Consider the following 22,371-nt stretch of genomic DNA (forward strand, 5'->3'; position numbering starts at 1 on the left):
GCGCGTCGTTGGGTACGCGCCTTGGACTCACGCGTAAAGGTGTAAATAGCTGTCGCGTTCAAGCAAAGGCAAACGCATTAGAGCGCGCCATCGCCGGCTGCGAAATCGCCACTGATCTGCTGCGACAGATGCGTATAGACCGCCGCCACATGCGGCAAATGACGCGACTCCGGATGTGCGAGCACCCAGACCTGCGACTCGGCTTCGTCGAGCGGCGGCGTCAATTGCACGAGATCGTCGCGGCCGCGCGCCAGAAAAGTCGGAAAGATGCCGACGCCAAAACCGCGCACCACGAGCTCGAACACGGCCATCACGCTGTTGGTCTTGTAGCGCGGCTCGACCGTCGGGCAATGACGCTTGCGCCACAACACGGAGGGATGATCGCCGAGCGAGGCGTCCGGGGCCGCCCAGTCGCAGCGCGCCAGCGCATCGGCATCGCTCGCATGGATGCCACTGCCTTTAGCAGCGAACACCGCGATACGCAGCGGACCCACATGCTTGCCGACCAGATGATCCGGCGCGCGGCGCGTGGCACGCACGGCGATATCGGCATCGCGTTTGGTGAGGCTCGCGAGACCGTTGGTCGCGGTCAGTTCGAACGACAACGCCGGATGCAACGCCGCGAAATCATGCAGTGCGGGCAACAGCAGGCCGTAGAGCACGGTATCGGTGGTCGTCACGTGCACACTGCCGGACACGCGGTCGCTGCTCGCCTGCACCGTGGAGCGCGCCGCCGCGAGCTCGCTTTCGATGCGCTCGGCATGTCGCGCCAGTTGTGCGCCGAGCGGCGTGGCGCGATAACCGCTGCGCGAGCGCTCGAACAGACGCTGCCCCAGCCCGCGTTCGATCCGCTGCACGGAGCGAAAGATCGTCGACGCGTCGATACCCAAACGCTGCGCGGCTTCCGCCAGCGTGCCGGCGCGCACCAGCGCGAGAATGGTCTGCGTATCCGCCGAAGTCAGTTCGTATTGCGTTTTTGCACGCATGGTTTGGCAAGCCGCCTGTTTATTCCGAATGCGATCCGGGCTACTTTTACCACATGGACTTGTCGGCCGACGAGCCTCGCCACCGGCACCTGCCGGGACTTCACTCCCGTTCATAGCGAAACCATCATGAAACTCTATTACTCACCGGGCGCCTGTTCGTTGGCGGTTCACATTGCGCTGCGCGAAGCGGATCTCGACTTCGAAGGCGTCAAGGTCAATCTGCAAACGCACAAGCTCGCCAACGGCGACGACTATTACGCGGTCTCGCCGCGCGGCTATGTGCCCCTGCTCGAATTCGCCGATGGCTCGCGTCACACGGAAGGCGCCGCGCTGCTGCAATACGTCGCCGATCTTGCGCCGGAGTCGGGCTTGCTGCCGCCCGCGGGTTCGCCACGACGGCTCGAAGCGCTCGGATGGCTCACGTATATCAGCACGGAATTGCACAAGACGTTCAGTCCGTGGCTCTGGCATCAGGAAACGGCCGAGTCGACGAAGGCCGAATGCCGCGCGAAACTCGCCACGCGCTTTAGCGAACTCGAGCGTGTGTTTGCGGGACGCGATTATTTGACAGGACAGTTTTCGGCCGCGGATGCCTATGCGTTCACGGTGCTGAGCTGGGCACGCATGCTGTCGATCGACCTCGGTGCTTATCCGAACCTGGGCGCATATCTGGAACGCGTAGCGGCACGGCCGAAGGTGCGTGAAGCGATGGTAGCCGAAGGCTTGATCCGCGCGAACGCGGCTTAAGGGGTTTGATGTGAAACGTAGCGCGCCCCGGCGCGCTACGTTTCGATCTTGCGTGAACTACACGAGTTTCGACAGCGTGTCCTGCGTCGTCTCGATGACCATCAAGCCGGCGCGTAAACCGGGCTTCACGGTCGCGTTCGGAAACACCAGCCGTTCCTCGTCGTGCTGTACGACATAGCGATACTCGCCATCGCGCGCGAGCACAGTGTCTTTCGCGAACGGCGTGAAATTCGCCACATCGGCGGCGACCAGCAATTCGAACGCATCGCTTTGCTTGGTGATCTGATCGATCACCGTGAAAGCGCGCGGCAGGTCCGCACGAACCTCGCCACGCATGCCGGCCAGCAGATGACGCACCGCGTGATCTGCACCGGCGAATCGCGTCAGATCGTTCTGACCGAACGGACGCACCTTGCCGAGTTCCAGCGTGCACGCTTCGGCGCCGCATGCCTGCGCGGTGAAATGCGAATACGTGTTGCCCTTGGTGGTGTGCAACAGCACCGCACTGATACGCGCCTCGCCGAGCCACTCGAACATCGCGCGCGAAAACAGCTTGCCGGTATGCGGCAGCAACGCGAACTGTTCGAAGGCGGAGGCGCGGATCGCCGTGTGCATGTCGATATGCCAACGCGCGCCCGGCTGATCCGACGCTGCCGCGAAGAATTGCGCCGCGGCCCGCTCCAGCGCGGCGGCACGCGGCGCCTCGTAGCTCTGTGGCACCTGCAGATGACGGCCGCTGAAGAGGCGGTTCAGATCGTCGTCGCGATAGCGCGAGGCGTCGCGCATGGCGTCGACGTTGCCGAGAATCACCAGCAGCCGGCACGTCAGCGCGGCCGTGCCTTGCGCGATGTCGCGCACCAGAAACCCCAGCAGTTCGATCGGCGCGGTCTCGTCGCCATGCACGCCGGCGGAGATGAGCACGCTGCGCACGCCCTCTTCCCGCGCCGCGGGTTCCATCAACAGCACGCCGTCGTCCAGCCACGACCAGCGCGCACCGGCGGCACACGTACCTTGTGCTTCACCAGCGGCCGGCCGCGTGCCCGCCAGCGTGTAGGCGAGGAAATCGTCGAGCATCGAAACCGGCATATCGCGCTCAGCGCTGGAAGTCATACAGCGAACCCAAACCGAGAATCTGCGTCAGTTCGTCGAGCGCGGTGCGCGATTCGGCGAGCAATTGCGGATCGGTCAGATCGGCCGGTGCGAGGCGGTCGCGATAATGTTTTTCGATCCACGCATCCAGCCGGCCGAACAACTTGTCGTTGATCCACACGCCTTGCGTCACCGCCGCGCGTTCCGCGTCGTCGAGCACGACACGCAGACGCAGGCACGCCGGCCCGCCGCCGTTCTTCATGCTTTCACGCAGATCGAACACCAGCACGTCGTCGATGGGACCCGTGCGCGACGTCAGATCGTCGAGGTAAGCGGCCACGCGCGGGTTTTCGCGGCATTCCTGCGGCACCACCAGCACCTGTTTGCCGTCCGGGCGCGTCAGCAACTGGCTGTTGAACAGATACGAAGTGACGGCGTCGGCCACGCTCACCTGGGCGTCCGGCACTTCGATCACGTTGAAGTCCGCCTTCAGGCCGGAGAGTTTCGAGCGCAATTCGTCGTACACCGCGTTCTGTTCGACGAACGCCAGTTGATGACAGAACAGCGTATTGCGATTGCCTACCGCGATCACGTCGTTATGGAACACGCCCGCGTCGATCACGTCGGGGTTCTGCTGCGCGTAGACCGTGGCGGCTTCCGCGAGGCCGTGACGATGCGCGACCGCGCGGCTCGCCTCGAAGGTTTGACGCGCCGGGAAGCGCTTCGGCTCCGGCCCGCGACGATACTCGCTGCGGCCATACACGAAGAATTCGACACCACGTGCGCTGTATTCCGCGCAAAAGCGCGTGTGATTCGCCGCGCCTTCATCGCCGAGCGCCGGCGTGCCGGGCAGCGCCTCATGCACCGCGAAACGGTCGGCGTCGTTGAAAATCGCGCGCAACGTGCGGCGCGTCGATTCATGTTCGATCGCGCGATGCAGCTTGCTGCACAGATTCGCCGGCGTGAAATGCACGCGGCCGTCGTGCGTATCCGCGGACGGACTCACGGTTGCCGCATTCGCGGTCCACATCGCCGAAGCCGAACTTGCGGCGGCCAGCAACTCGGGCGCGTCCTTGGCCACGCGCGCGATCACGGTCGCGTCGTCGCCGGAGAAACCGAGCTCGCGCAACAGACGCATCGACGGACGCTCCTGCGGCGGCAACACGCCTTGATGAAAGCCGAGATCGGCGAGTTGCTTCATCTTGCGCAGGCCTTGCCGCGCGGCCGCCTTCGGATTCGCAACCGACTTCTCGTTGTTCTGCGACGCGACGTTGCCGAACGAGAGCCCCGCGTAGTTGTGGGTCGGGCCGACCAGGCCGTCGAAATTGGCTTCAGTGGCTTGCATCGTCGATCCTTAGAATTGAAGGCCCGGCGAGACGCTCGCGGGCATTTGCAGTTGCGCGCTTTCGACGGACGCCATCGGGAACGCGCAGTAGTCGGCCGCGTAGTACGCGCTCGGCCGGTGATTGCCCGAGCGGCCCGGCCCGCCGAACGGCGCACCCGACGACGCGCCGTTGGTCGGCCGGTTCCAGTTGACGATGCCCGCGCGAATGGTGCGCTGGAAATGCGTCCAGAGCGCTTCGTCGTCGGCGAGCAGGCCGGCGGAGAGACCGAACTCGGTGTCGTTGGCCTGCTCCAGCGCTTCGTTGAAGCTGCCGTAGCGGATGATTTGCGCCAAAGGACCGAAGTGTTCCTCGTCGGGCAGGTTCTTCACGCTTGTGACGTCCAGAATCGCGGGCGTCACGAACCCGAGCTTCGAGTTGCGTTGTTCCATTTTCAGCAACGCCTTGGCGCCGTCGGCCAGCAGACGTTCCTGCGCGGCGACAAGTCGCGACGCCGCACGTGCCGAAATCACGGCGCCCATGAACGGCTGCGGATCCGCGTTATATTCACCAACGGTGATGCGTGAGGTGACCTCGGTGAGGCGTTCCATGAAGCGGTCGCCAAATGCATCGTTCGGCACGAAAATGCGGCGCGCGCACGTGCAGCGCTGCCCCGCCGACAGAAACGCCGACTGGATCGTGTGATGCACGGCGGCATCCACATCGGCCACCGGTCCGATCACGAGCGGATTGTTGCCGCCCATTTCCAGCGCCAGCACGATTTCCGGGCGGCCGCCGAACTGCTTGTGCAGCAATGTTCCGGTATCCGAACTACCCGTGAAGAACAGGCCGTCGATCTGCCGGTGATTCGCAAGCGCAATGCCGGTGTCTTTCTCGCCTTGCACGAGATTCAGCACGCCTGCGGGCAAACCGGCGTCGCGCCAGATCTGCACGGTGAGCGCGGCTACGCCGGGCGCGAGTTCCGACGGCTTGAACACGACCGCATTGCCCGCGATCAGCGCCGGCACGATATGCCCATTCGGCAGATGGCCAGGAAAGTTGTACGGCCCGAATACAGCCACCACGCCATGCGGACGATGCCGAAGCACGGCCGTACCGTCCGCCATCGCCGAGCGCTTCTCGCCGGTGCGTTCGTTATAGGCCTGAATCGAGATCTCGACCTTGGCCGCCATCGAAGCCGCTTCGGTGCGCGCTTCCCACAGCGGCTTGCCGGTTTCGCGGCCAATCGCCTCAGCCAGCGCTTCCTTGCGTTCGGTCACGAGCGCGGCGAAGCGGCGCACCACGCCGCAACGTTCGTCGAGGCTCAACGCCGACCACGCGGCGAAGGCGCGGCGTGCGCTGCGCACCGCGCGATCGACGTCGTCCGCCGAGGCGCTGTTGCCTTCCCACACCGTCGCGCCCGTGCCCGGGTTGTGCGACGCGAATGCGGGTCCTGTGCCGGCGGCCCATTCGCCGTCGATGAAAAGCTCGCTCATGATCATCCCTGTTTGTGTTTCTGCGGCAGCACGCGCACGAGGTCGCCCGCCTTGATGTCGAGTGCCGCGGCTTCAGTTGCGCTCAGGCGGAATACGCCGTCCTGCGGCACGCCCGCCACGACGCCGACGCGAAAATCGCCCAACGACGTATTCGACACCATCGATTTCGGTCCATCCTGCGGCGCACTCGACGCGCCGATCTCGACCGGCACCACCACGCTCTCGCGCACCGTGCGCAAGTCGGCGATATGGCATTCGAGCACCGGACCCGCATCGAAGATATCGACGTGATTCTCGTAACGCAGCCCTTCCGATTCAAGCATGCGGCGCGCCGGAATCGTGTCGTTGTGCGTGAGGCCGACGCATTGCTGCGCCTCTTCCGGCAACAACTCGACATACACCGGATAGCGCGGCATCAACTCGGCGAGAAACGCCTTGCGGCCGTGCGAACTCAGGTAGTCCGCCGCGTTGAAATCGATCTGGTAGAAATGCGAACCGACCGCGCGCCAGAACGGCGAGGTGCCTTCGGCGTCGAAATGGCCGCGCAATTCCGCGCACAGACGCTGAGGAAAGCGCTCGCGAAACTGCGCGAGAAACATGAAGCGTGAACGCGACAGCAAGCCGCCCACGCCGCTCGTGCGATAACGCGGGCTGAGGAACAGCGAGCACACTTCGGCATAACCCGTCAGGTCGTGCGAGATGTTCAGCGCGCGCATGCGCGTCCAGATGCCGAGGTCCTGGCTCGCGTGCACCACCGTGCTCACGCGATAGTTGTAGAACGGCTGTTGCAGGCCGACCGCGGTTTCGATGCCGCACACGCCGGCGACGTCGCCGGTGTCCGTGTCTTCCATCACGAAGAAGTAGCCGGCTTCATGCGGCTCGGCCTTGTCTTCCATCGTGCGGCGCGCGCGTTCCACGCGTGCCGCGAGTGCCTCGCGGTCCGGCTTGAAGGTGGTGAGACCCGGGCCGGTTTCCTGCGCGAGCCGCATCAGCGCGTCCACATCGCCTCGTTGCACAACGCGAACGACGATCATCGTGCGTCTCCCGATTGTTCATCCTGATGCGGCTGGTGCAGCGGCACGCAGCGCACCGTGTCGCCCTCTTCCACGCCGAGCGCGGCGCGCGCCGCGTGCGGCAACGACGCGCCCGCTTCCTTGCCCGCCGCCAGTTCGCCGAGCACGCAACGGAACTCGCCGTCGGCGCCGTTATGCGCGATCAGATACGTCGAACCGTCAGCAGCCGCATTGGTCTCGTGCACCACGCGCGTTTCGTTGCGCGTGACGCAGGCACTGCGATCCACTTGCGCGGTCAATACCGGACCCGCGTCGAAGATGTCGATATAACGATCCGTCTCGAAGCCTTCCTCGAGATGAATATCGTATGCGAGCAAGGCCTTCGAATCCGGCTCGCCGAGCACGCGCTGCGCCGCCTCGGGCAGCAACGGCACATACACGGGATACGTCGGCATCACTTCGGCGATGAACGTGCGGCTGCGGCCGCCCGATTCGATCTCGATGTCGGCGAAGTTGCGGCCGAAGAACTTGCGCCCCACCGCTTCCCAGAACGGCGATACGCCGTTGTCGTCGGTGACGCCGAGCAGCAGCGAGAACACCTCGGGCGTGAAGCGCTTGCGATTGGCGGCGATGTACATCATCCGCGCGCGCGACATCAGATGCGCGGCGGCGTCGCCACGCAGCGACGGATCGATGTAATAGCCCGCGAGACGGCTCTTGCCGGTCAGTTCATGCGACATGGTCAGCGCGTGAATCTTGCGATTCACGTGCAGTTCGCGCGACGCATGAATCAGCGCGTCGTTGCGAAACGCGTAGAACGGGTCCGAGTAACCGGCCGCGGCGACGATGCTCGCCGTGCCCATCAGCTTGCCGCTTAGCGCATCTTCGAGCACGAACAGATAGAACTCCTCGCCCGGAAAATCCACCTCCGCGCGAAACGAGTCTTCCGACAACGCGACGCGCGCTTCGAGCGCACGCCGGTCGTGCGGCAAGGAATGCAGCACCGGTTGCGCGGTGCGCGCCATATGTTCGAGCGCGTCGAGATCGGCGAGGCGGCCTGGGCGTACGAAGAGCATCATCGTTCCTGTTGAATGTGACGCGTGATCAATGCCGTGAATCAATGCGACGCCGCTTCAGCCTGCGCGCCGACGATCGTTTCGATGGCCTTGGCGAGACGCTCGAAGCCTTCGTTCATATCGTCGAGCGGCATGATCAGCGACGGCACGAAACGCAGCACGTCAGGACCGGCCATCAGCATGATCACGCCATGCTGGCCCGCCGCCGTGACGAAATCTTTCGCGCGGCCCTTGAATGCGTCGGTCAATTCCGCACCGATCAGAAGACCTCGGCCGCGCACTTCCGTGAACAGACCGAAGCGCTCATTGAGCTTCGCGAGGTGGCCCTTCAACGCTTCACTGCGCGCGCGCACGCCTTCGAGCAGCTTCGGGTCGCTGACCAACTCGACCACCTTTTCTGCAATCGCCGCGCCCAACGGATTGCCGCCGTACGTCGTGCCGTGCACGCCAACTTTGAAATACGCGGCCAGTTCGTTGGTGGTCAGCATCGCGCCGATCGGGAAACCGTTGCCGAGCGCCTTGGCGGTAGTCAGGATGTCCGGCGTCACGCCGGTTTCCTGGTACGCGTAGAAATAGCCGCTGCGGCCCACACCCGTTTGTACCTCGTCAAAAATCAGCAGTGCGCCGTGCTGATCGCAGGCTTCGCGCAGCGCCTTCAGGAACGCCGGATCCGCCGGGATCACGCCGCCTTCGCCCTGAATCGGCTCAACGATCACCGCGCAGGTTTGCGCGCCGATGGCTTTCCTTGCTGCTTCGATGTCGTTGTACGGCAAGTGGGTGATGCCGGCCGGCACCGGGCCGAAGCCTTCCGAATACTTCGGCTGGCCGCCGACGCTGACCGTGAAGAACGTGCGGCCATGGAACGACTGCGTGAACGAGATGATTTCGTATTTATCCGCGCCGTGGCGATCGAACGCGACGCGGCGCGCCAGCTTCAACGCGGCTTCGTTCGCTTCCGCGCCCGAGTTGGCGAAGAAGGCACGATCGGCGAACGTCAGGTCTTCGAGGCGTTTGGCGAGGCGCAGCACAGGCTCGTTGGTGTAGCCATTGCCGATGTGCCACAGCTTGCCGCCCTGCTCGTGCAGCACGTTCAGCAGTTCGGGATGCGCATGACCGAGAGCGGTGACGGCGATGCCGCCGGCGAAGTCGATATAGTCGCGGCCTTGCGTATCCCAGACGCGCGAGCCGAGACCGCGATCCGGCACGAAGGCGGCGGGCGAAAACACCGGCACCATGACTTCGTCGAAGGTCTGGCGTGTCACTGTCAGGTCGTTCATGGCAAATCCTCGTTACAGGTGAGAGGTAATACAGATAGTGTAGGAAACCGCAGGCGATACGTCTTGCGCATACGCGACGCTTTCTATGAGGTTCCACGCGAATCGGCTGGGGTTTGGCCCGGGCCACGCGCTCGTTCGCTTCAATCCGCCTGATCCGGCCGCTCGATCAGCGCGCCCGGCCGCGGCTCGCTGGCCGCGGCGCCGCTCGCGCCGGTCTGCTTGTCGATCCAGTTACGACGATCCTCGCGCGGTGTGACACCAAAGCGTTCGCGGTACGCATTCGAAAAGTGCGCCGCCGACGAAAAACCGCACGCGAGACTAATCTGCACCACCGACTTGCTGGTGCGCTGCAATTGCGTGCGCGCTTTCGAAAGCCGCAGTCCCAGATAGTATTTGGACGGCATCGAGCCGAGATACTGGCGAAACAGGCGCTCCAACTGCCGCCGCGACACGCCGACCAGACCCGCGATCTCGTCGGTGGTGAGCGGATCCTCGATATTCGCTTCCATCAGCAGCAATGCGTCGTTCAGGCGCGGATGGCGCTCACCCGGCGCGGTCACGAACGGAATGCGCTGACGCTCCTCGCCCGCGCGCAACACGCCGACGCCGAGCGTATCCGCAATGCGATCCGCGAGTTCAGGGCCGTGCTCGCGGCCGATCATCGCCAGCATGAAGTCGACGGTCGCCTGACCGCCCGCGCAGGTGGCGCGATCGCGGTCGATTTCGAAGATCTGTTGCGTGACGATGGAGCGTTCGAACTGCTCCGAGAACTGCTGATAGGTTTCCCAGTTGACGCTCACGCGATAGCCGGACAACTGCCCTGCCATGGCGAGCCACCAGACGCCGTGATGAATGCCGGTAACAAGCGGCGTGCGCTGGCCGACGCGTGAGAGGCTAGCAAGAAAGAGGCGGTAATCGGCGAATTGCTGAAAGCGCTCGCTGACGATGATCAGCCAGTCGCATGAAATCGCATCGCCGAAGGCGGCGTCGGCCGGCCATTGCGCGCCGCCCGCGAGCGGCACCGCGCGGCCGTCCCACGAGCACACCTGCACGCGGTACAGCGCACGGCCGTCGATTTCATTGGCGAGATTGAGCGCGTCGACAATCGGCCCGACGCCCGACATCGACACGGGCGGCAAGGCGACGATTGCGACCTGCGTGGTGCGAGCCGGGCTGGACGTGCGAGCCATCGCTGAACGAGACAAACGCTACGGCGCGAGCCGCGCGTTACTTCAGGCTGCCGGAGAGGAACTGCTTGAGCCGCTCGCTGCGCGGCGAGGTCAGGACTTCCGCGGGCAAGCCTTCTTCTTCGGTGCGGCCTTGATGCAGGAACATCACATGGTTCGACACGTTGCGCGCGAAACCCATTTCGTGCGTGACGACGATCATGGTGCGGCCTTCCTCGGCGAGCTTCTGCATGACCTTCAGCACTTCGCCGACCAGTTCGGGATCGAGCGCGGAAGTCGGCTCGTCGAACAGCATCACGTCGGGGTTCATGGCCAGCGCGCGCGCAATCGCCACACGCTGCTGCTGCCCGCCCGACAAATGCGACGGATACTGCTTTTCGAGGCGCGGCGCGAGACCGACCTTCTCGAGATATTCGCGCGCGCGGTCTTCGGCTTCCTTGCGCTTCAGACCCAGCACATGAATCGGCGCTTCGACGATATTCTCGATCACATTCATGTGCGCCCACAAGTTGAAATGCTGGAACACCATGGCGAGCTTCGTGCGGATGCGCTGCAGCTGCTTGTGATCGGCGACTTCGAGATTGCCGGCGCGATCGGTTTTGGTCTTCACCGTCTCGCCGTCGACGACGATCTGCCCCGCGTTCGGCCGCTCGAGAAAATTGATGCAGCGCAAGAAGGTGCTCTTGCCCGACCCGCTCGCGCCGATGATGCTGATCACGTCGCCCTTGTTCGCGTTGAGCGACACGCCCTTGAGCACTTCGTTGTCGCCGTAGCGCTTGTGGATGTCCTGTACGGCGAGCTTGCAAGCTTCGGTTTGAGTCGTGTGGAGCAAGATGCTCTCCCTTTGAAAATACGGATCATTCTTCGTGACGGCGCCAAGGCAAGGCGCCGCCTACTGCAAACACGGCGCGTTTCAATGCGTGCGCACCGCCAGGTAACCCAGCCAATGACGCTCGGCGCGGCGGAACAAAGCCACCAGCGCGAACGACACCACCAGATAAATCAGCGCCGCGAGGCCGAACGCGTCGAACGACTGGTAAGTGGCCGAGTTCGCGTCGCGCGCCACCTTCAGGATGTCCGGCACCGTGGCCGTGAAGGCGACCGTGGTGGCGTGCAGCATCAGGATCACTTCGTTACTGTACAACGGCAAGGCCCGGCGCAGCGCGGACGGTATCACAATGCGCCGGTACATCGTGAACCAGCTCATGCCGTAGGCGCGGGCCGCTTCCACTTCGCCGTGCGAGGTCGAACGGATCGCGCCGGCGAAAATCTCCGTGGTGTACGCGCAGGTGTTCAGTGCGAAGGCGAGAATCGCGCAGTGAAAACCGCTGCGGAAAAACGCGTCCAGCACTTGATGCGAGCGCACGAATTCGAGGCTGTACATACCGGTATAGATCAGCAGCAACTGCACGTACAGCGGCGTGCCGCGGAACACGTAAGTGTAAAGACGCACCGGCGTCGACAGCCAGCGCTTCCTCGACACGCGCGCCACCGCCAGCGGAATCGCCGCGCAGAAGCCGATCCCGACCGATGCCACCAGCAGCCACAGCGTGACCGCGAGGCCGGACATGCGCTGGCCGTCCCAGTACAGGAACGCGCGCCAGAATTGATTGAGGATGTCGATCATGGTCTTAGAGCTCCGCGTGCCGCACGCCGATCGAATAGCGCTTTTCCAGCCAGATCAGCACGAGATTCGACGCGGTGGTGATCGCCAGATAGATCAGCGCGGCGACCAGGATGAAGAAGAACATGTTGAAGGTGCTTTTGCCGGCGTCCTGCGCGGCTTTGACCACGTCGGCGAGACCGATGATCGACACCAGCGCTGTCGCCTTCACCAGCACCTGCCAGTTGTTGCCGATGCCGGGCAGCGCGAAACGCATCATCTGCGGGAACAGGATGCGGGTGAACACGCGCGCGCCGCTCATGCCGTACGCGCTGCCCGCTTCGAGCTGGCCGCGCGGCACGGCGAGGAAGGCGCCGCGAAAGGTCTCGGTGAAGTACGCACCGTAGATGAAGCCAAGCGTCAACACGCCGGCCACGAACGGATCGATATCGAACTGCGGGAGATTCAGCGCGTCGGTGAGATTGTTGACCGCGATCTGGATGCTGTAGAACAGCAGCAGCATCAGCACGAGGTCGGGCACCGAGCGGATCAGCGTCGTATAGCCGGTCGCGATTGCCCGCAGCGGGCGGTTGAACGAGAGTTTCGCCGCCGCGCCCGCGAGGCCGAGCAGCACGGCGGCCGCCAGCGACAGGACGGACAGCTCGATCGTCTGGATCGTGCCGGCCAGCAACACCGGACCAAAGCCGTATAGGAACACGCGTGTCTCCATCCAGGTTGTTTGAGGATGTCTCGGACGGTGTCGGCTTGTGTCTGCCCCACTCGTCCAGCATGGCGCGGAGTCTCGCAAGCGAAAATTAATTTCTCAAAGGCGCGCCGGCGCTTTGCTGCGACGCAGCAAAGCAGGCTTTGACGTGCTGTACGGCTTGCAGGGCTTGGTTTTGCAGGGAATTGGGATTTGTAAGGCGGGGAGCGCGTGGCGAGCGCCGCCGCGATTTAGCAAGTTTCGGGTCGCTTTTTCGATAGACGCTAATCGATCCCCAACCTTGCCCGAATCGCGGGCAGCATATATTCGACCGCCGCGCGCCCTTCCTCGATGGCCGGCGCCGCGCGATGAAAGTCGAAAATCCCCATGCCGCCCAAGCGCGGCTGGATCAGGATATCCGCCGGCTCGCCCGCGAGGCGGCTGCGCGTGATCCGCACCTGCATGATGTCAATGCTCTGCGCGATCGAGCTCAGCATGGATGGCACGCGCGTGCTCGGCGCGGGCGGCACGCGCACGTCGTCCGTGGCGCGCCCTTCGGCGGGCGCGAGCCAGCGCGGCCAGGGCTTGCCGTTGCGGCGCAGCGCGAGCGGCGGCGGCGCGCTCGGATCGATGGCGGGCGTGTCGACCACCGCGCCACCGAAATCGCGGCCGTTCAGAATATCGTTGTTCAGATCGACGGCGATCACGCAGTCCGCGCGCATGCCACGCGCCACCGAAACGGGCACCGGGTTGCTCAAGCCGCCATCCACCAGCCAGACACCGTCGTGCCACACCGGCGTGAAAATGCCCGGAATCGCAATCGAGGCGCGCACCGCGTCGACCACGCTGCCGTCCTGCAGCCAGCTTTCGCGGCCCGAATCGAGTTCGGTGGCGACCGCCGCGAACGGCATGTTCAATTGCGCGATCGAACGGCCATTGAATTTGTCGGCGAAGAGCTGGATCACCTTGCGCCCGCCGAGCAGGCCGCCCGAGAGCCGCAGATCGAGCAGGCGCACCACCGTCTGCCACGTGAGCCGCGCGACCCACTCCTCGAGCCAGTCGAGATCGCCGTTCGCGTACACCGCGCCCACCAGCGCGCCGATCGACGTGCCGCAGACCACATCGGGCTTGATGCCCGCATCGTGCAGCGCGCGAATCGCGCCGATATGCGCCCAGCCGCGCGCGGCGCCGCCCCCTAACACCAGCCCGATCCGGCTGTATCGACGTCGACGAATCATCTTCTTCCCCGCTTCTGTCTTCTAACTTCTATCGCCCTCGGATCACGTCCGATCGCGATGTCGTGTACACCTTCTGATACTGGTCGAAATGCACGTTGAAAATCCCTTCTTCGGTCACGCCGCCCTCGCGCCACTTCCAGCTCCACACAGTTTCCGGCTTGAGCGGAAACACCGCGATCTGCCCAGGCTTGCCAAGCAGGCGGCGCACTTCGTCCTCGCTCATGCCCACGCGGATCTTCGCGAAGTTGGCCGCCGTCAGCACCTGGGTGATCGCCTGCAATTTGCCGTCACGATCGATGTCGACCATGTACGTATTCAGTCCTTGCGGGCCGCGCGGATACTCAAAGCGTTTCGAACCGTCGGTGAAGGTGCGCTCGGTCTCCGGCTTGCCCATCTGGTCGCGGATCTGCGCTTCGGTCGTGACGCCCGGCGTCATGTCCTTGAGCAATAAGGCATCCGGTTTGACGGCGTTGAAGAATTCCTTGAGTTTTTGCACGGCGCGGTCGCTCGATTGGTCGTCGCAACCGGTCAACGCGACGCACGCGGCCAGCATGGCGACAGTCAGCAGTTTGAGGCTCACAGCGAGTTTTTCCTGTACGGACGCAGGCCGCAAAGGCCCGCATCCCGTTGTGTAGTGTCTGCTACAGGATAACCGCGCTCGGAGAAAACCGCGAGCGGGCGCGGCACGGCGGTGTGCGCCGTCGTACACGATGGCGGTGGCAAGAAGCGGCGATGGTGGGAGGCAACGTGGCAAACCACGTTGAAAACCGTGGCCACAAGCAAAAAGGCGACGCTGTGCAAAGCGTCGCCGGGTCGGTCGATACGGTCAACCGGAAAGTGACGGCGACCAACTGGCCGCCTGAAAACGAAGCACCGCGGACGACGCGCAGCGGTCTGGTCCCGGACGAAGCGGTGAGCAACCTTGGCTGCTCACCTTGCGCCATCGCCGGAATGGCAAACCGCTGCTTGATTGGCCGCCCTGGTCCCTCGATAAGCCTTCCAAGTGCAGTTAATCTAAACGGATTGGCGGGTTTAGACGAGAGCGCGTTTACACCGAATTGGCAGATGATTTGCGTTGGGCGGCGAGGTCTTCAGCGACTTTCGACGAGGCGTTTCAATCGCGCGATGTCGATGCAAAACCCGCGCGTCCCGCCGCCTGCAGCACGGAGTCGTTTTGCGGCGTGTGAATCCGCGCGCACAGCACGTCGCGATAGTGACGCTCGAGCGGATTGTCGCGCGAAAGACCGGGATTGCCGCTCGCTTCGATCGCCAGTTGCACGGCCTCGATCGCCTGATTCGTTACCGTGTATTTGACGAGCGGCGCTTCGTCGAGCGTCACGTGTTCGGCACGCGCGCTCGCGTCGAGCAGCACGCGATTGCTGAACAGCAGCGCGTCGATGCGGCCGAGCGTCTGCTGAAAGGCCGGCAGGCTCGACAGCGGCGCGCCGAGATTGGCGGGTGTGCGATCGGCGGCCCATTGCGCGAACCAGTCGCGCGCGGCCCGCGCGACGCCGTCGTAGACCGCCGACAACAGCACGCTCATCCACGCCAGGCCGAGCGCATCGAGCCCGGCGCCCGGCGCGCCCGGCGGATGCACGTCCACTGCATGCGCGGCCGGCACGAACACGTTGTCGAACACCAGTTCGTGACTGCCGGTGGCGCGCATGCCGAGATGGTTCCACTCGCTGCCCACGCGCACGCCGGGCGTGTCGCGATGCACCAGCCACACGCCGACGCGCGGCGGCGTTTCGTCGCTGCGCGCCCACACTGCGAGCCAGGTGAGACCGGGACTGCCGGTCGAATACAGTTTGCTGCCGTCGATCACCCAGCCGTCCGCATGGCGCTTCGCGATCGTCGACGGCAAGCCGCCGCGCGCCGGCGTGCCGAGTTCGGGTTCGACGCGCAGCGAGTTGATCAGTGCGCCCTCACGCACCGCATCGCGCGCCACACGTTCCCGCAGTTCGACCGGCCAATGCGGATTGCCCTGCAAGCGATGATGAAACAGATACTGCATCACCAGCACCAGCGCCGTGGACGGCTCGCCGCGCGCCACCGCGCGTACCACCTTCAAGGCCTGCGGCAGGCTCGCGCCCGCGCCGCCGAGCGTTGCGGGCACGGTCAGCGAAAGCAGATCGAACGCGTGCAGGCGCGCGAGATTCGCATGCGGGAATTCAGCCGTGCGATCATGCTGCGCGGCGCTCGCGGCGAACTCATTCGTGAGTTGCGCCAGCAATGCGTCGAATGCATCGCTATCGAGCGGTGGATGACGCCGCGTCACGGCGCTGTCGGCAATCGGGGCATTCATGCGGAGACTCCGGCTGGCCGGTCAAGGCAAAGGGAAGCTGCGATCGAAGCTCGGGCGCACGTCCAGATGCGCGCGGATCACATTGGCGGCTTCATAGGTGTCCGCCGTGCGCTGCTGTGCGGCCACGACGCTGTCGTCGATCGCCACCGGATGCACCTGGCCGCGCTGATAGACGGTCTTCAGCACATCGGTCGGCAGGCCCGTGACGCGCGACTGCATCGTCGCGACTTCGTCGGGATGCGAAAGCGCCCAGCGCTGGCCGATCGCCACCCGCCGTAAAAAGTCGGCGAGTTGCGCGCGTTTCTCGGTGATCGCGCGTTCGGTCGCGACCTGATAGCTCAGCCCTTCCGACAGACCGACGCCGTTGGCGATGATACGGTCGTGATCGCGCGCTTCGCCGAGCGCGGTGTACGGGTCCCAGACCGACCATGCGTCGACGCTGCCCGAGGCGAGCGCCGCTTTCGCATCGGCGGGGGCGAGGAATACGAAGGTGACGTCGGTGAGCGGCACGTTGGCCTTTTTCAAGGCGGCGAGCGCGAGGTAGTGGCCGATCGAGCCGCGCGTCGTGGCAATGCGCTTGCCCTTCAGACTCGCCGCGTCGTTCAGCGGCGACTGCGCGCCGACCACGATCGCCAGATCCAGCGGATTCGAGCGTGTCGCCGCGACCGCCCTCACCCGCGCGCCGGCGGCCAGCGCGAAGACGAGCGGCGCATCGCCGAGACCGCCGACATCGACCGCGCCCGCATTCAATGCTTCGCCGAGCGGCTGCGCTGCCGGGAAGTTGAACCATTCGATCTTGTACGGCAGGTCCTTCAACTGGCCGGACGCTTCGAGAATGCCGCGCGTTTGCAAGGCTTGGTCGCCGACCTTGAGCACCGGCACATCGGCGGCATACGAAGGCGCGGCGCACAGTAATGCTGACGCAGCAAGCGCGGCAACGCCGGGCGTTGTGGACAACGCGCGTTTCAGAACAGATCGGATTGCGAAAGAAAAACGGGAAGTCGTCATGGGCAGCGCGTATGTCGTGGCAACGAGTTGATTTGCCATCGACGATAAGTCACGCCTTTGTATAAGACAAACGCATTATTCTGCTAAGCAAATATGCGAAATTTTCTTGCATGACCCGACGCGATCAGGTGTCGGCGCGGGTATCATCGAGCGCATTCTTTTGCGCCTCTATCCGCTCACCGCTCATCATGAAGATCGACGAAATCGACGCCTACGTCACCGTGATTCGCTGTCAATCGCTGCAGCAGGCAGCGCTCTCGCTCGGCCTCACGCAGCCGGCGATCACGCGCCGGCTGCAGAATTTCGAGGAAGCGCTCGGCGTCGAACTGCTCGACCGCAATACGCGCCCGCTCAAGGCGACGGCCACGGGACGCATCGTCTACGAACAATGCCGCGTGATCCAGCGCGAACTCGACGTGCTGCGCGAGATCGTCGCCACCGACACGCCGCCGGTCGGCACGCTGCGCCTCGGCGTCGCGCAGACGATCGCGGATATCGCGCTCAGCGAGGCGATACGCGGCCTGAAAGCGGACTATCCCGATCTGCAGGCGCGTGCGTCGACCGGCTGGGGCAGCCAGCTGCTGCAACGCGTGGAACAGGGCGAACTCGACGCCGCGGCGATCCTGCTGCCCAGCAACAAGACCTTCGACGACGCGCTGTCGGCCCGCTCGCTAGGCCGCATCAAACTGGCGGTGGTCGCGCGGAAAGGGCTGCTGAAAAAGCGCGCGCATACGCTGGCGGAATGCCAGTCGATCGGCTGGGTGTTGAATCCGGACGGCTGCGGATTCCGCGACGGCCTGCAACGCGCGCTCACCGGTCTCGGGCTCGCCCTCAAGCTGAACCTGGAAACGCTCGGCACTGAATTGCAATTGCAACTCGTCGCGGATGGCAACGGTCTTGGTCTCGTGCCGCTGCCTTTACTCCAGGCGAGCGCGCACGCGGACACGCTCGATATCGTTCCGATCAGCGACTTCAAGCCGCTGATCGACATCTGGCTCGTGCAGCCGCGCGTGCTCGGCAAACTGCAACAGCCGGTTGAGCGCTTCGGCGCGGCCGTCGAGCGGCAGTTCAAGGAAGCGCGCGCGCAGCGCGCGGCCTGAGCCGCGCCGCCCTCGTTCGCTTCGGCTGGTTCGACCGCTTCGCCTACCTCGACCGCTTCGTCCAGGCAAACCGCTCAGATCACGCGAAACCCATGCGTGCCGTCGCGCCCCAGTTGCGCGACGAGACCATACTCCCATTCCAGATACGCGTTCATCGCTTCGCGCGCGTTATCGGTGCCCTCATAAGGCCGCCGGTAACGATCGATGCGCGGCGACGCCATGCGCGTCTCGCCGCTCTCGAGCGGCAAGCCCGCTTCGATCCACGCCGTCGTGCCGCCGCTCAGCACCTGCACCGGCTTGCCGGTCAATGCCGCCACTTCGGGAGCGGCGAAGCGCGCGAGTTCGCTGCTGCCACAGGTCGCGACGAAACGCTGTGCATCCGGCAGCTTGTGCAGCGCTTTCTCGAGTTCGCCGCGAATCACGAACCACGCGCCGGGAATATGCCGCTTCACATAGTTCGCGCTGCTGGTGAAATCGAGTACGGCGGTGCCCCGCGATTGCAGCAGCGTGACCAGTCCGGCCGGCGTGATCTCATCGGCGTCGGGCGGCGTGGGCGCATGACGGACCGCGGGCGCCGCGCCTTTCTCGCCGAAGTCCGCCGCCATCAACCCATCGACGACATACACCTCGATATTCATCTGCGCGAGCCACGACGCGGTCATGTTCGCGCGCACGCCGTCGTTATCCGCGAGGATCACGCGCGCGCCGCGCACCGGCGCGAACATATCGGTTTCCTGCACGAGCTGGCCGCCCGGTGCGCTGCGAAAACCAGGCACGTGGCCCGCTTCGTATTCTTCCGGCGTGCGCACGTCGAAGCGATACACGGTGCGTACCGCTTCGCCGGCCCAGCGGCGCGCTTCGTCGCGTGAAGTGCGGCCCACCTTCGCGCGATCCGCCACCGTGCGCGCCGAATCGGCGGCGGCGAGGCGCAACTGATCGTCGACAATCGGCTCGAAGCGGCGCGAACTGCCGTGCGCGAGCGCCTGACCGGCCAGCGTCCAGCCGATCGTGCCATTGCGCAGCGCCACGACAGGGTTCGGCACGCCCGCATTGATCAGCGACTGCGCGCCGATGATGCTGCGCGTGCGCCCCGCGCAATTGACGATGATCCGCGTCGCCGGATTCGGCGCCAGCTGGCGCGCGCGCAGCACCAGTTCCGCGCCCGGCACGCTGATGCTGCCGGGAATATTCATGGTGTGATATTCGTCGAAGCGGCGGGCGTCGAGCACCACCGCGTCGGCTTCATGATCGAGCAGCGCCTGCACCTGCGCCGCGGCCAGCGACGGCGTATGACGCACGCTTTCCACCAGTTCGCCGAACGCCTTGCTCGGCACGTTGACGTCCTGGAACAGCTCGCCGCCGGCCTCGCGCCAACCTTGCAAACCGCCTTCAAGCAGGGTGACGTCGGTATAGCCCAGCTCGCCCAGACGGCGCGCGGCGCGTTCAGCGAGTCCTTCGCCGGAATCGAACACCACGATGGGCACCGCCTGGCGCGGCAAACGCACGGGCGCATCGAGTTCGAGCCGCGACAGCGGCAGATTGGCGGCGAACAGCGGATGACTGCGGGCGTGCGGATCTTCCTCGCGCACGTCGACGAGCGCGATTTCCTCGCGCTCGAGCAGTGCGCGGCGCACGTCTTCGAATGATCGGGTACGAAATGCCTGAACGAAACTCATGAGATCGGGGACTCCTTCGCAACATTCCAGATATTCGGCAACACGTCGTTCGCGTAGCCGGAGACAAAGGGCTTGCGGGCGGCGCCGTCCACATGGAAGACGGACCGTTTCACCGCGCCGATATTTGCACCGTACACGTGAATGCTGATCGACGTACGGTCACTAAAAGCGTTACTCACGCGATGAATATCGCCGATGCGCGGCGACACCGCATCCACGGCGCCGGCGTCGAGTCGTTTTGCCGCGCCGTCTTCCTTCAACGCGCCGTCCGCGGCGATACGGTAACCCTGTGCAATTTCCGCGCCACGCAGCACGCCGATCAAACCCCAGACGGTGTGATCGTGCACCGGCGTCGCCTGCCCGGGTCCCCACACAAAACTGACGATTGAAAAACGCTGCCGCGCGTCGGCGTACAGGAGGTACTGCTGGTACCGGTCGGGATCGGGTTGCGCGAAGGCATCGGGCAGCCAATCGTCGTGGGCGATCAGTTCGCGCAGCGCGGCGCCGCCGGTCTCCAGCAGATGCGCTTCGGGCGCCGCTTCGTCGACGAGCGACGCAATCCGGCCGGCGAACGCGCGCAGGCGGTCCGGCCTCAGGGCTTGAGTCATCGAGTGTTTCCGAAGATAGGTTCGAATGGCGCGCTCACGCACCGTGGGCGAGCGCGGTGTTGAAGGTGTCGGTCCACAGCGGTGCGACATCGACACGCCGTTCGATCACGGCGGCACGCGCGAAGGTATCGGCCACCTGCTGCTCGCTGGCGATATCCGCCGCCGTGATGCCGGTGACGCGGCGCGCCTGGCTCTGGTTGCGATAGAGCGAGAGGATCGCCTCCTCCGGCACGCGCAACTCGGCGGACAGCACCTTCGCGTACGCGTCCTGATGCTGGCTGAACCACGTGCACGCGCGTTGCAGGCGCACCAGCAGATCCGCCGACGCGGCACGCCGCAGCGGATCGGCGAGCGTTGCCGGATGACCGTAGTACAGGTAATTGCCAGACAGATAGCCGTTGGCGTTTTTCAGCACGCGCGCACCAGCTTGCGAGATCGCGAGCGGCACGTTGTAGCCGTAGATCGCCCAGGCATCGAGCGAACCGGCGTTGAAAGCGGCGAAGCCGTCGCGCGGCGCCAGCGAGGTCGCCTGGATGTCGTTGAACGAGAGGCCTGCTTCCTCGAGCATGCGCAGCAGGTAGTAATGCGTGGTGGTCGCGCGCAGGTAACCCACGCGCTTGCCCTTCAGATCGGCGATCGAGCGGATCGTCGAGCCTTTGGGCACCAGCACGACCTGGTTGTTGACATCGTCCTTGTAGACGGCGATCACGCGGACCTGTGCGTTCTGCAGGCGCGCGAAGATCGGTGGAATCTCGCTGCCCGAGGCGATATCGAGCGAGCCGCCGTTCATCGCTTCGACCATCGCGTTGCCCGATTGAAATTCTGACCAGTCGATCGTGTAAGGCGTATCGGTCAGACCCGCGGTTTTCAGCAGCGTGGCGTCGCCGCCTTTGTAAGTGGCGACGCGCAGGCGGACTTTGCTTAGGTCCAGATGCGGATCGGTTGCGGTGTTGGGCGTGGGCGTGGCCGCAATGGCGCCTCGGGCAGTCAAAGCGCTGCCGGCGCCGAGCCATGCCGCAGCCGGTAACGTGGTTGACAGCGCAGCCAAGAGCCGGCGGCGCCGGTGCGAAACCGGCGAATTCGAACGTTGAGTCATCGTGTGGGAGCGTTCAGGTGAGGACGTCGGGCTCGGCTTCGACCAGCCCTTCCAGCAGGCTTTGAAACGCGAACAACGCGCCGCCCGCGCGGCCGACCTGCTCATGCGTGAGCGTGGCGACGTCGTGCGGAATCGCTTGCGGCGCGCCCGCGGCTTCAGCGAGCAGTTGGGTGTGGCATGCGTTGTCGAGTGCGATGTACCACCACGCCGCCGCTTCGACGCTCGGGCCGGCCGTGAGAATGCCGTGGTTCTTCAGGATTACCGCCTTGCGCTCGCCGAGCGCCGCGGCGATGCGTGCGCCTTCATCGGTATCGAGCACGACGCCGCGAAAATCGTCGAACAACGCGTGATCCTGATAGAACGCGCACGAGTCCTGTGTTAGCGGATCGAGCGTGCGGCCCAGCGTCGACCATGCCTTGCCGTATAGCGAATGCGTATGAGCCGCCGCGACCACGTCGGGGCGCGCTTCGTGAATCGCCGCATGAATCGCGAAGGCCGCCTGATTGACCGGCCCCTCGCCGACCACGATCTCGCCCTCGGCATTCACGAGCAACAGATCGGACACGCGGATGCGGCTGAAATGCTTGCCGAACGGATTCACCCAGAAGTGATCGGGCCATTCCGGATCGCGCGCGGTGATGTGGCCGGCGAGCCCCTGATCGAAACCGTAGCGCGCGAACAGACGAAACGCCACGGCGAGCCGCTCCTGCCGATAGCGACGTTCCGCTGCGATGCTCTCGCGCGGCGGAACATCGTCGAACCAGAATTTGCGCAGCGGCGCATGACGCCGGATTGCCGGTGGTGCCTTCGCAAAGGTAGTGAGAGAAAGATCGGTCATCGC

21 protein-coding genes are annotated in these 22,371 nt (G+C 64.7%); 2 read left to right on the forward strand and 19 right to left on the reverse strand.

The genetic code is table 11. The annotated features are described in order from the left end of the window. Window positions 1-77: 77 nt before the first annotated feature. The gene (locus PQR42_RS09495) at window positions 78-986 is read right to left on the reverse strand and encodes a LysR family transcriptional regulator (protein ID WP_408386119.1); all 909 of its coding nucleotides are present in this window, start codon (window positions 984-986) and stop codon (window positions 78-80) included. 126 nt (window positions 987-1,112) lie between these two features. Here PQR42_RS09495 and gstA point away from each other — a divergent pair, with 126 nt between their 5' ends. After that, window positions 1,113-1,733 (forward strand): glutathione transferase GstA, encoded by a 621-nt coding sequence (gene gstA / locus PQR42_RS09500; protein ID WP_408386116.1) that lies wholly within the window; start codon window positions 1,113-1,115, stop codon window positions 1,731-1,733. Between the two features lie 57 nt (window positions 1,734-1,790). On the opposite strand, the gene astE is transcribed toward gstA, so the two are convergent. The 14 genes from astE to PQR42_RS09570 form a co-directional block, all read right to left on the reverse strand. Beyond that, window positions 1,791-2,843 (reverse strand): succinylglutamate desuccinylase, encoded by a 1,053-nt coding sequence (astE, locus tag PQR42_RS09505; RefSeq protein WP_408386114.1) that lies wholly within the window; start codon window positions 2,841-2,843, stop codon window positions 1,791-1,793. Further along, window positions 2,827-4,167: an N-succinylarginine dihydrolase gene (gene astB / locus PQR42_RS09510; protein WP_408386112.1), complete on the reverse strand. Its 1,341-nt coding sequence runs from the start codon at window positions 4,165-4,167 to the stop codon at window positions 2,827-2,829. Before astB ends, astE begins: the two co-directional genes overlap by 17 nt. A 9-nt stretch (window positions 4,168-4,176) precedes the next feature. Continuing rightward, on the reverse strand, window positions 4,177-5,640 hold the full coding sequence (gene astD, locus PQR42_RS09515; protein ID WP_408386110.1) for a succinylglutamate-semialdehyde dehydrogenase: 1,464 nt from the start codon (window positions 5,638-5,640) through the stop codon (window positions 4,177-4,179). A gap of 2 nt (window positions 5,641-5,642) precedes the next feature. Beyond that, on the reverse strand, window positions 5,643-6,674 hold the full coding sequence (gene astA, locus PQR42_RS09520) for an arginine N-succinyltransferase (protein ID WP_408207778.1): 1,032 nt from the start codon (window positions 6,672-6,674) through the stop codon (window positions 5,643-5,645). Next, on the reverse strand, window positions 6,671-7,729 hold the full coding sequence (aruF, locus tag PQR42_RS09525; RefSeq protein ID WP_408208119.1) for an arginine/ornithine succinyltransferase subunit alpha: 1,059 nt from the start codon (window positions 7,727-7,729) through the stop codon (window positions 6,671-6,673). The genes astA and aruF overlap by 4 nt, the downstream gene beginning before the upstream one ends. A gap of 41 nt (window positions 7,730-7,770) precedes the next feature. After that, window positions 7,771-9,006, reverse strand: a complete 1,236-nt coding sequence (locus PQR42_RS09530; RefSeq protein WP_408386108.1) for an aspartate aminotransferase family protein — start codon at window positions 9,004-9,006, stop codon at window positions 7,771-7,773. 140 nt (window positions 9,007-9,146) lie between these two features. Further along, window positions 9,147-10,196, reverse strand: coding sequence for a GlxA family transcriptional regulator (locus tag PQR42_RS09535; RefSeq protein ID WP_408207784.1), 1,050 nt, complete (start codon window positions 10,194-10,196; stop codon window positions 9,147-9,149). A gap of 37 nt (window positions 10,197-10,233) precedes the next feature. Further along, window positions 10,234-11,025, reverse strand: coding sequence for an ABC transporter ATP-binding protein (locus tag PQR42_RS09540; RefSeq protein WP_132375049.1), 792 nt, complete (start codon window positions 11,023-11,025; stop codon window positions 10,234-10,236). A gap of 81 nt (window positions 11,026-11,106) precedes the next feature. After that, window positions 11,107-11,820: an ABC transporter permease gene (locus PQR42_RS09545; RefSeq protein WP_408207789.1), complete on the reverse strand. Its 714-nt coding sequence runs from the start codon at window positions 11,818-11,820 to the stop codon at window positions 11,107-11,109. 4 nt (window positions 11,821-11,824) lie between these two features. Continuing rightward, window positions 11,825-12,514 carry an ABC transporter permease gene (locus PQR42_RS09550; RefSeq protein ID WP_012432581.1) on the reverse strand — a complete coding sequence of 230 codons (690 nt, stop codon included), beginning with the start codon at window positions 12,512-12,514 and terminating at the stop codon, window positions 11,825-11,827. A 269-nt stretch (window positions 12,515-12,783) separates the two neighbouring features. Further along, entirely contained in the window at window positions 12,784-13,737 is a 954-nt protein-coding gene (locus tag PQR42_RS09555; RefSeq protein ID WP_408207793.1) for a patatin-like phospholipase family protein, read from the reverse strand. A 28-nt stretch (window positions 13,738-13,765) separates the two neighbouring features. Further along, window positions 13,766-14,317, reverse strand: coding sequence for an outer membrane protein assembly factor BamE domain-containing protein (locus PQR42_RS09560; RefSeq protein ID WP_408386106.1), 552 nt, complete (start codon window positions 14,315-14,317; stop codon window positions 13,766-13,768). Window positions 14,318-14,851: 534 nt separating this feature from the next. Beyond that, window positions 14,852-16,042 (reverse strand): acyl-CoA dehydrogenase family protein, encoded by a 1,191-nt coding sequence (locus PQR42_RS09565; RefSeq protein WP_408386104.1) that lies wholly within the window; start codon window positions 16,040-16,042, stop codon window positions 14,852-14,854. 21 nt (window positions 16,043-16,063) lie between these two features. After that, window positions 16,064-17,050: an ABC transporter substrate-binding protein gene (locus PQR42_RS09570; protein WP_408386102.1), complete on the reverse strand. Its 987-nt coding sequence runs from the start codon at window positions 17,048-17,050 to the stop codon at window positions 16,064-16,066. A 188-nt stretch (window positions 17,051-17,238) separates the two neighbouring features. Between PQR42_RS09570 and PQR42_RS09575 the strand changes: the two genes are divergently transcribed. After that, entirely contained in the window at window positions 17,239-18,150 is a 912-nt protein-coding gene (locus PQR42_RS09575; RefSeq protein WP_408386100.1) for a LysR family transcriptional regulator, read from the forward strand. Between the two features lie 74 nt (window positions 18,151-18,224). Here the strand turns inward: PQR42_RS09575 and PQR42_RS09580 are convergent, their stop codons facing one another. From PQR42_RS09580 to PQR42_RS09595, 4 genes are all read right to left on the reverse strand, one after another. Then, complete coding sequence (locus PQR42_RS09580; protein ID WP_408207808.1) at window positions 18,225-19,826, reverse strand: rhodanese-related sulfurtransferase; 1,602 nt, start codon at window positions 19,824-19,826, stop codon at window positions 18,225-18,227. Continuing rightward, window positions 19,823-20,434, reverse strand: coding sequence for a cysteine dioxygenase family protein (locus tag PQR42_RS09585; RefSeq protein WP_408386098.1), 612 nt, complete (start codon window positions 20,432-20,434; stop codon window positions 19,823-19,825). Before PQR42_RS09585 ends, PQR42_RS09580 begins: the two co-directional genes overlap by 4 nt. A 34-nt stretch (window positions 20,435-20,468) precedes the next feature. Next, window positions 20,469-21,482 (reverse strand): ABC transporter substrate-binding protein, encoded by a 1,014-nt coding sequence (locus PQR42_RS09590; RefSeq protein WP_408386096.1) that lies wholly within the window; start codon window positions 21,480-21,482, stop codon window positions 20,469-20,471. A 61-nt stretch (window positions 21,483-21,543) separates the two neighbouring features. Then, window positions 21,544-22,368 (reverse strand): class II aldolase/adducin family protein, encoded by an 825-nt coding sequence (locus PQR42_RS09595; RefSeq protein WP_408386094.1) that lies wholly within the window; start codon window positions 22,366-22,368, stop codon window positions 21,544-21,546. Window positions 22,369-22,371: the final 3 nt, after the last annotated feature.

The organism is Paraburkholderia sediminicola (assembly GCF_046027355.1).
Lineage (GTDB): Bacteria > Pseudomonadota > Gammaproteobacteria > Burkholderiales > Burkholderiaceae > Paraburkholderia > Paraburkholderia sediminicola_B.

What these genes read in the sequence shown, in the direction of transcription:
- PQR42_RS09585 (WP_408386098.1), bottom strand. Translation starts at nt 20,434, where the DNA reads ATGACTCAAGCCCTGAGGCCGGACCGCCTGCGCGCGTTCGCCGGCCGG.
- astE (WP_408386114.1), bottom strand. Translation starts at nt 2,843, where the DNA reads ATGACTTCCAGCGCTGAGCGCGATATGCCGGTTTCGATGCTCGACGAT.
- PQR42_RS09545 (WP_408207789.1), bottom strand. Translation starts at nt 11,820, where the DNA reads ATGATCGACATCCTCAATCAATTCTGGCGCGCGTTCCTGTACTGGGAC.
- astA (WP_408207778.1), bottom strand. Translation starts at nt 6,674, where the DNA reads ATGATCGTCGTTCGCGTTGTGCAACGAGGCGATGTGGACGCGCTGATG.
- PQR42_RS09575 (WP_408386100.1), top strand. Translation starts at nt 17,239, where the DNA reads ATGAAGATCGACGAAATCGACGCCTACGTCACCGTGATTCGCTGTCAA.
- PQR42_RS09535 (WP_408207784.1), bottom strand. Translation starts at nt 10,196, where the DNA reads ATGGCTCGCACGTCCAGCCCGGCTCGCACCACGCAGGTCGCAATCGTC.
- PQR42_RS09530 (WP_408386108.1), bottom strand. Translation starts at nt 9,006, where the DNA reads ATGAACGACCTGACAGTGACACGCCAGACCTTCGACGAAGTCATGGTG.
- PQR42_RS09570 (WP_408386102.1), bottom strand. Translation starts at nt 17,050, where the DNA reads ATGACGACTTCCCGTTTTTCTTTCGCAATCCGATCTGTTCTGAAACGC.
- gstA (WP_408386116.1), top strand. Translation starts at nt 1,113, where the DNA reads ATGAAACTCTATTACTCACCGGGCGCCTGTTCGTTGGCGGTTCACATT.
- astB (WP_408386112.1), bottom strand. Translation starts at nt 4,167, where the DNA reads ATGCAAGCCACTGAAGCCAATTTCGACGGCCTGGTCGGCCCGACCCAC.
- PQR42_RS09580 (WP_408207808.1), bottom strand. Translation starts at nt 19,826, where the DNA reads ATGAGTTTCGTTCAGGCATTTCGTACCCGATCATTCGAAGACGTGCGC.
- PQR42_RS09555 (WP_408207793.1), bottom strand. Translation starts at nt 13,737, where the DNA reads ATGATTCGTCGACGTCGATACAGCCGGATCGGGCTGGTGTTAGGGGGC.
- astD (WP_408386110.1), bottom strand. Translation starts at nt 5,640, where the DNA reads ATGAGCGAGCTTTTCATCGACGGCGAATGGGCCGCCGGCACAGGACCC.
- aruF (WP_408208119.1), bottom strand. Translation starts at nt 7,729, where the DNA reads ATGCTCTTCGTACGCCCAGGCCGCCTCGCCGATCTCGACGCGCTCGAA.
- PQR42_RS09565 (WP_408386104.1), bottom strand. Translation starts at nt 16,042, where the DNA reads ATGAATGCCCCGATTGCCGACAGCGCCGTGACGCGGCGTCATCCACCG.
- PQR42_RS09595 (WP_408386094.1), bottom strand. Translation starts at nt 22,368, where the DNA reads ATGACCGATCTTTCTCTCACTACCTTTGCGAAGGCACCACCGGCAATC.
- PQR42_RS09495 (WP_408386119.1), bottom strand. Translation starts at nt 986, where the DNA reads ATGCGTGCAAAAACGCAATACGAACTGACTTCGGCGGATACGCAGACC.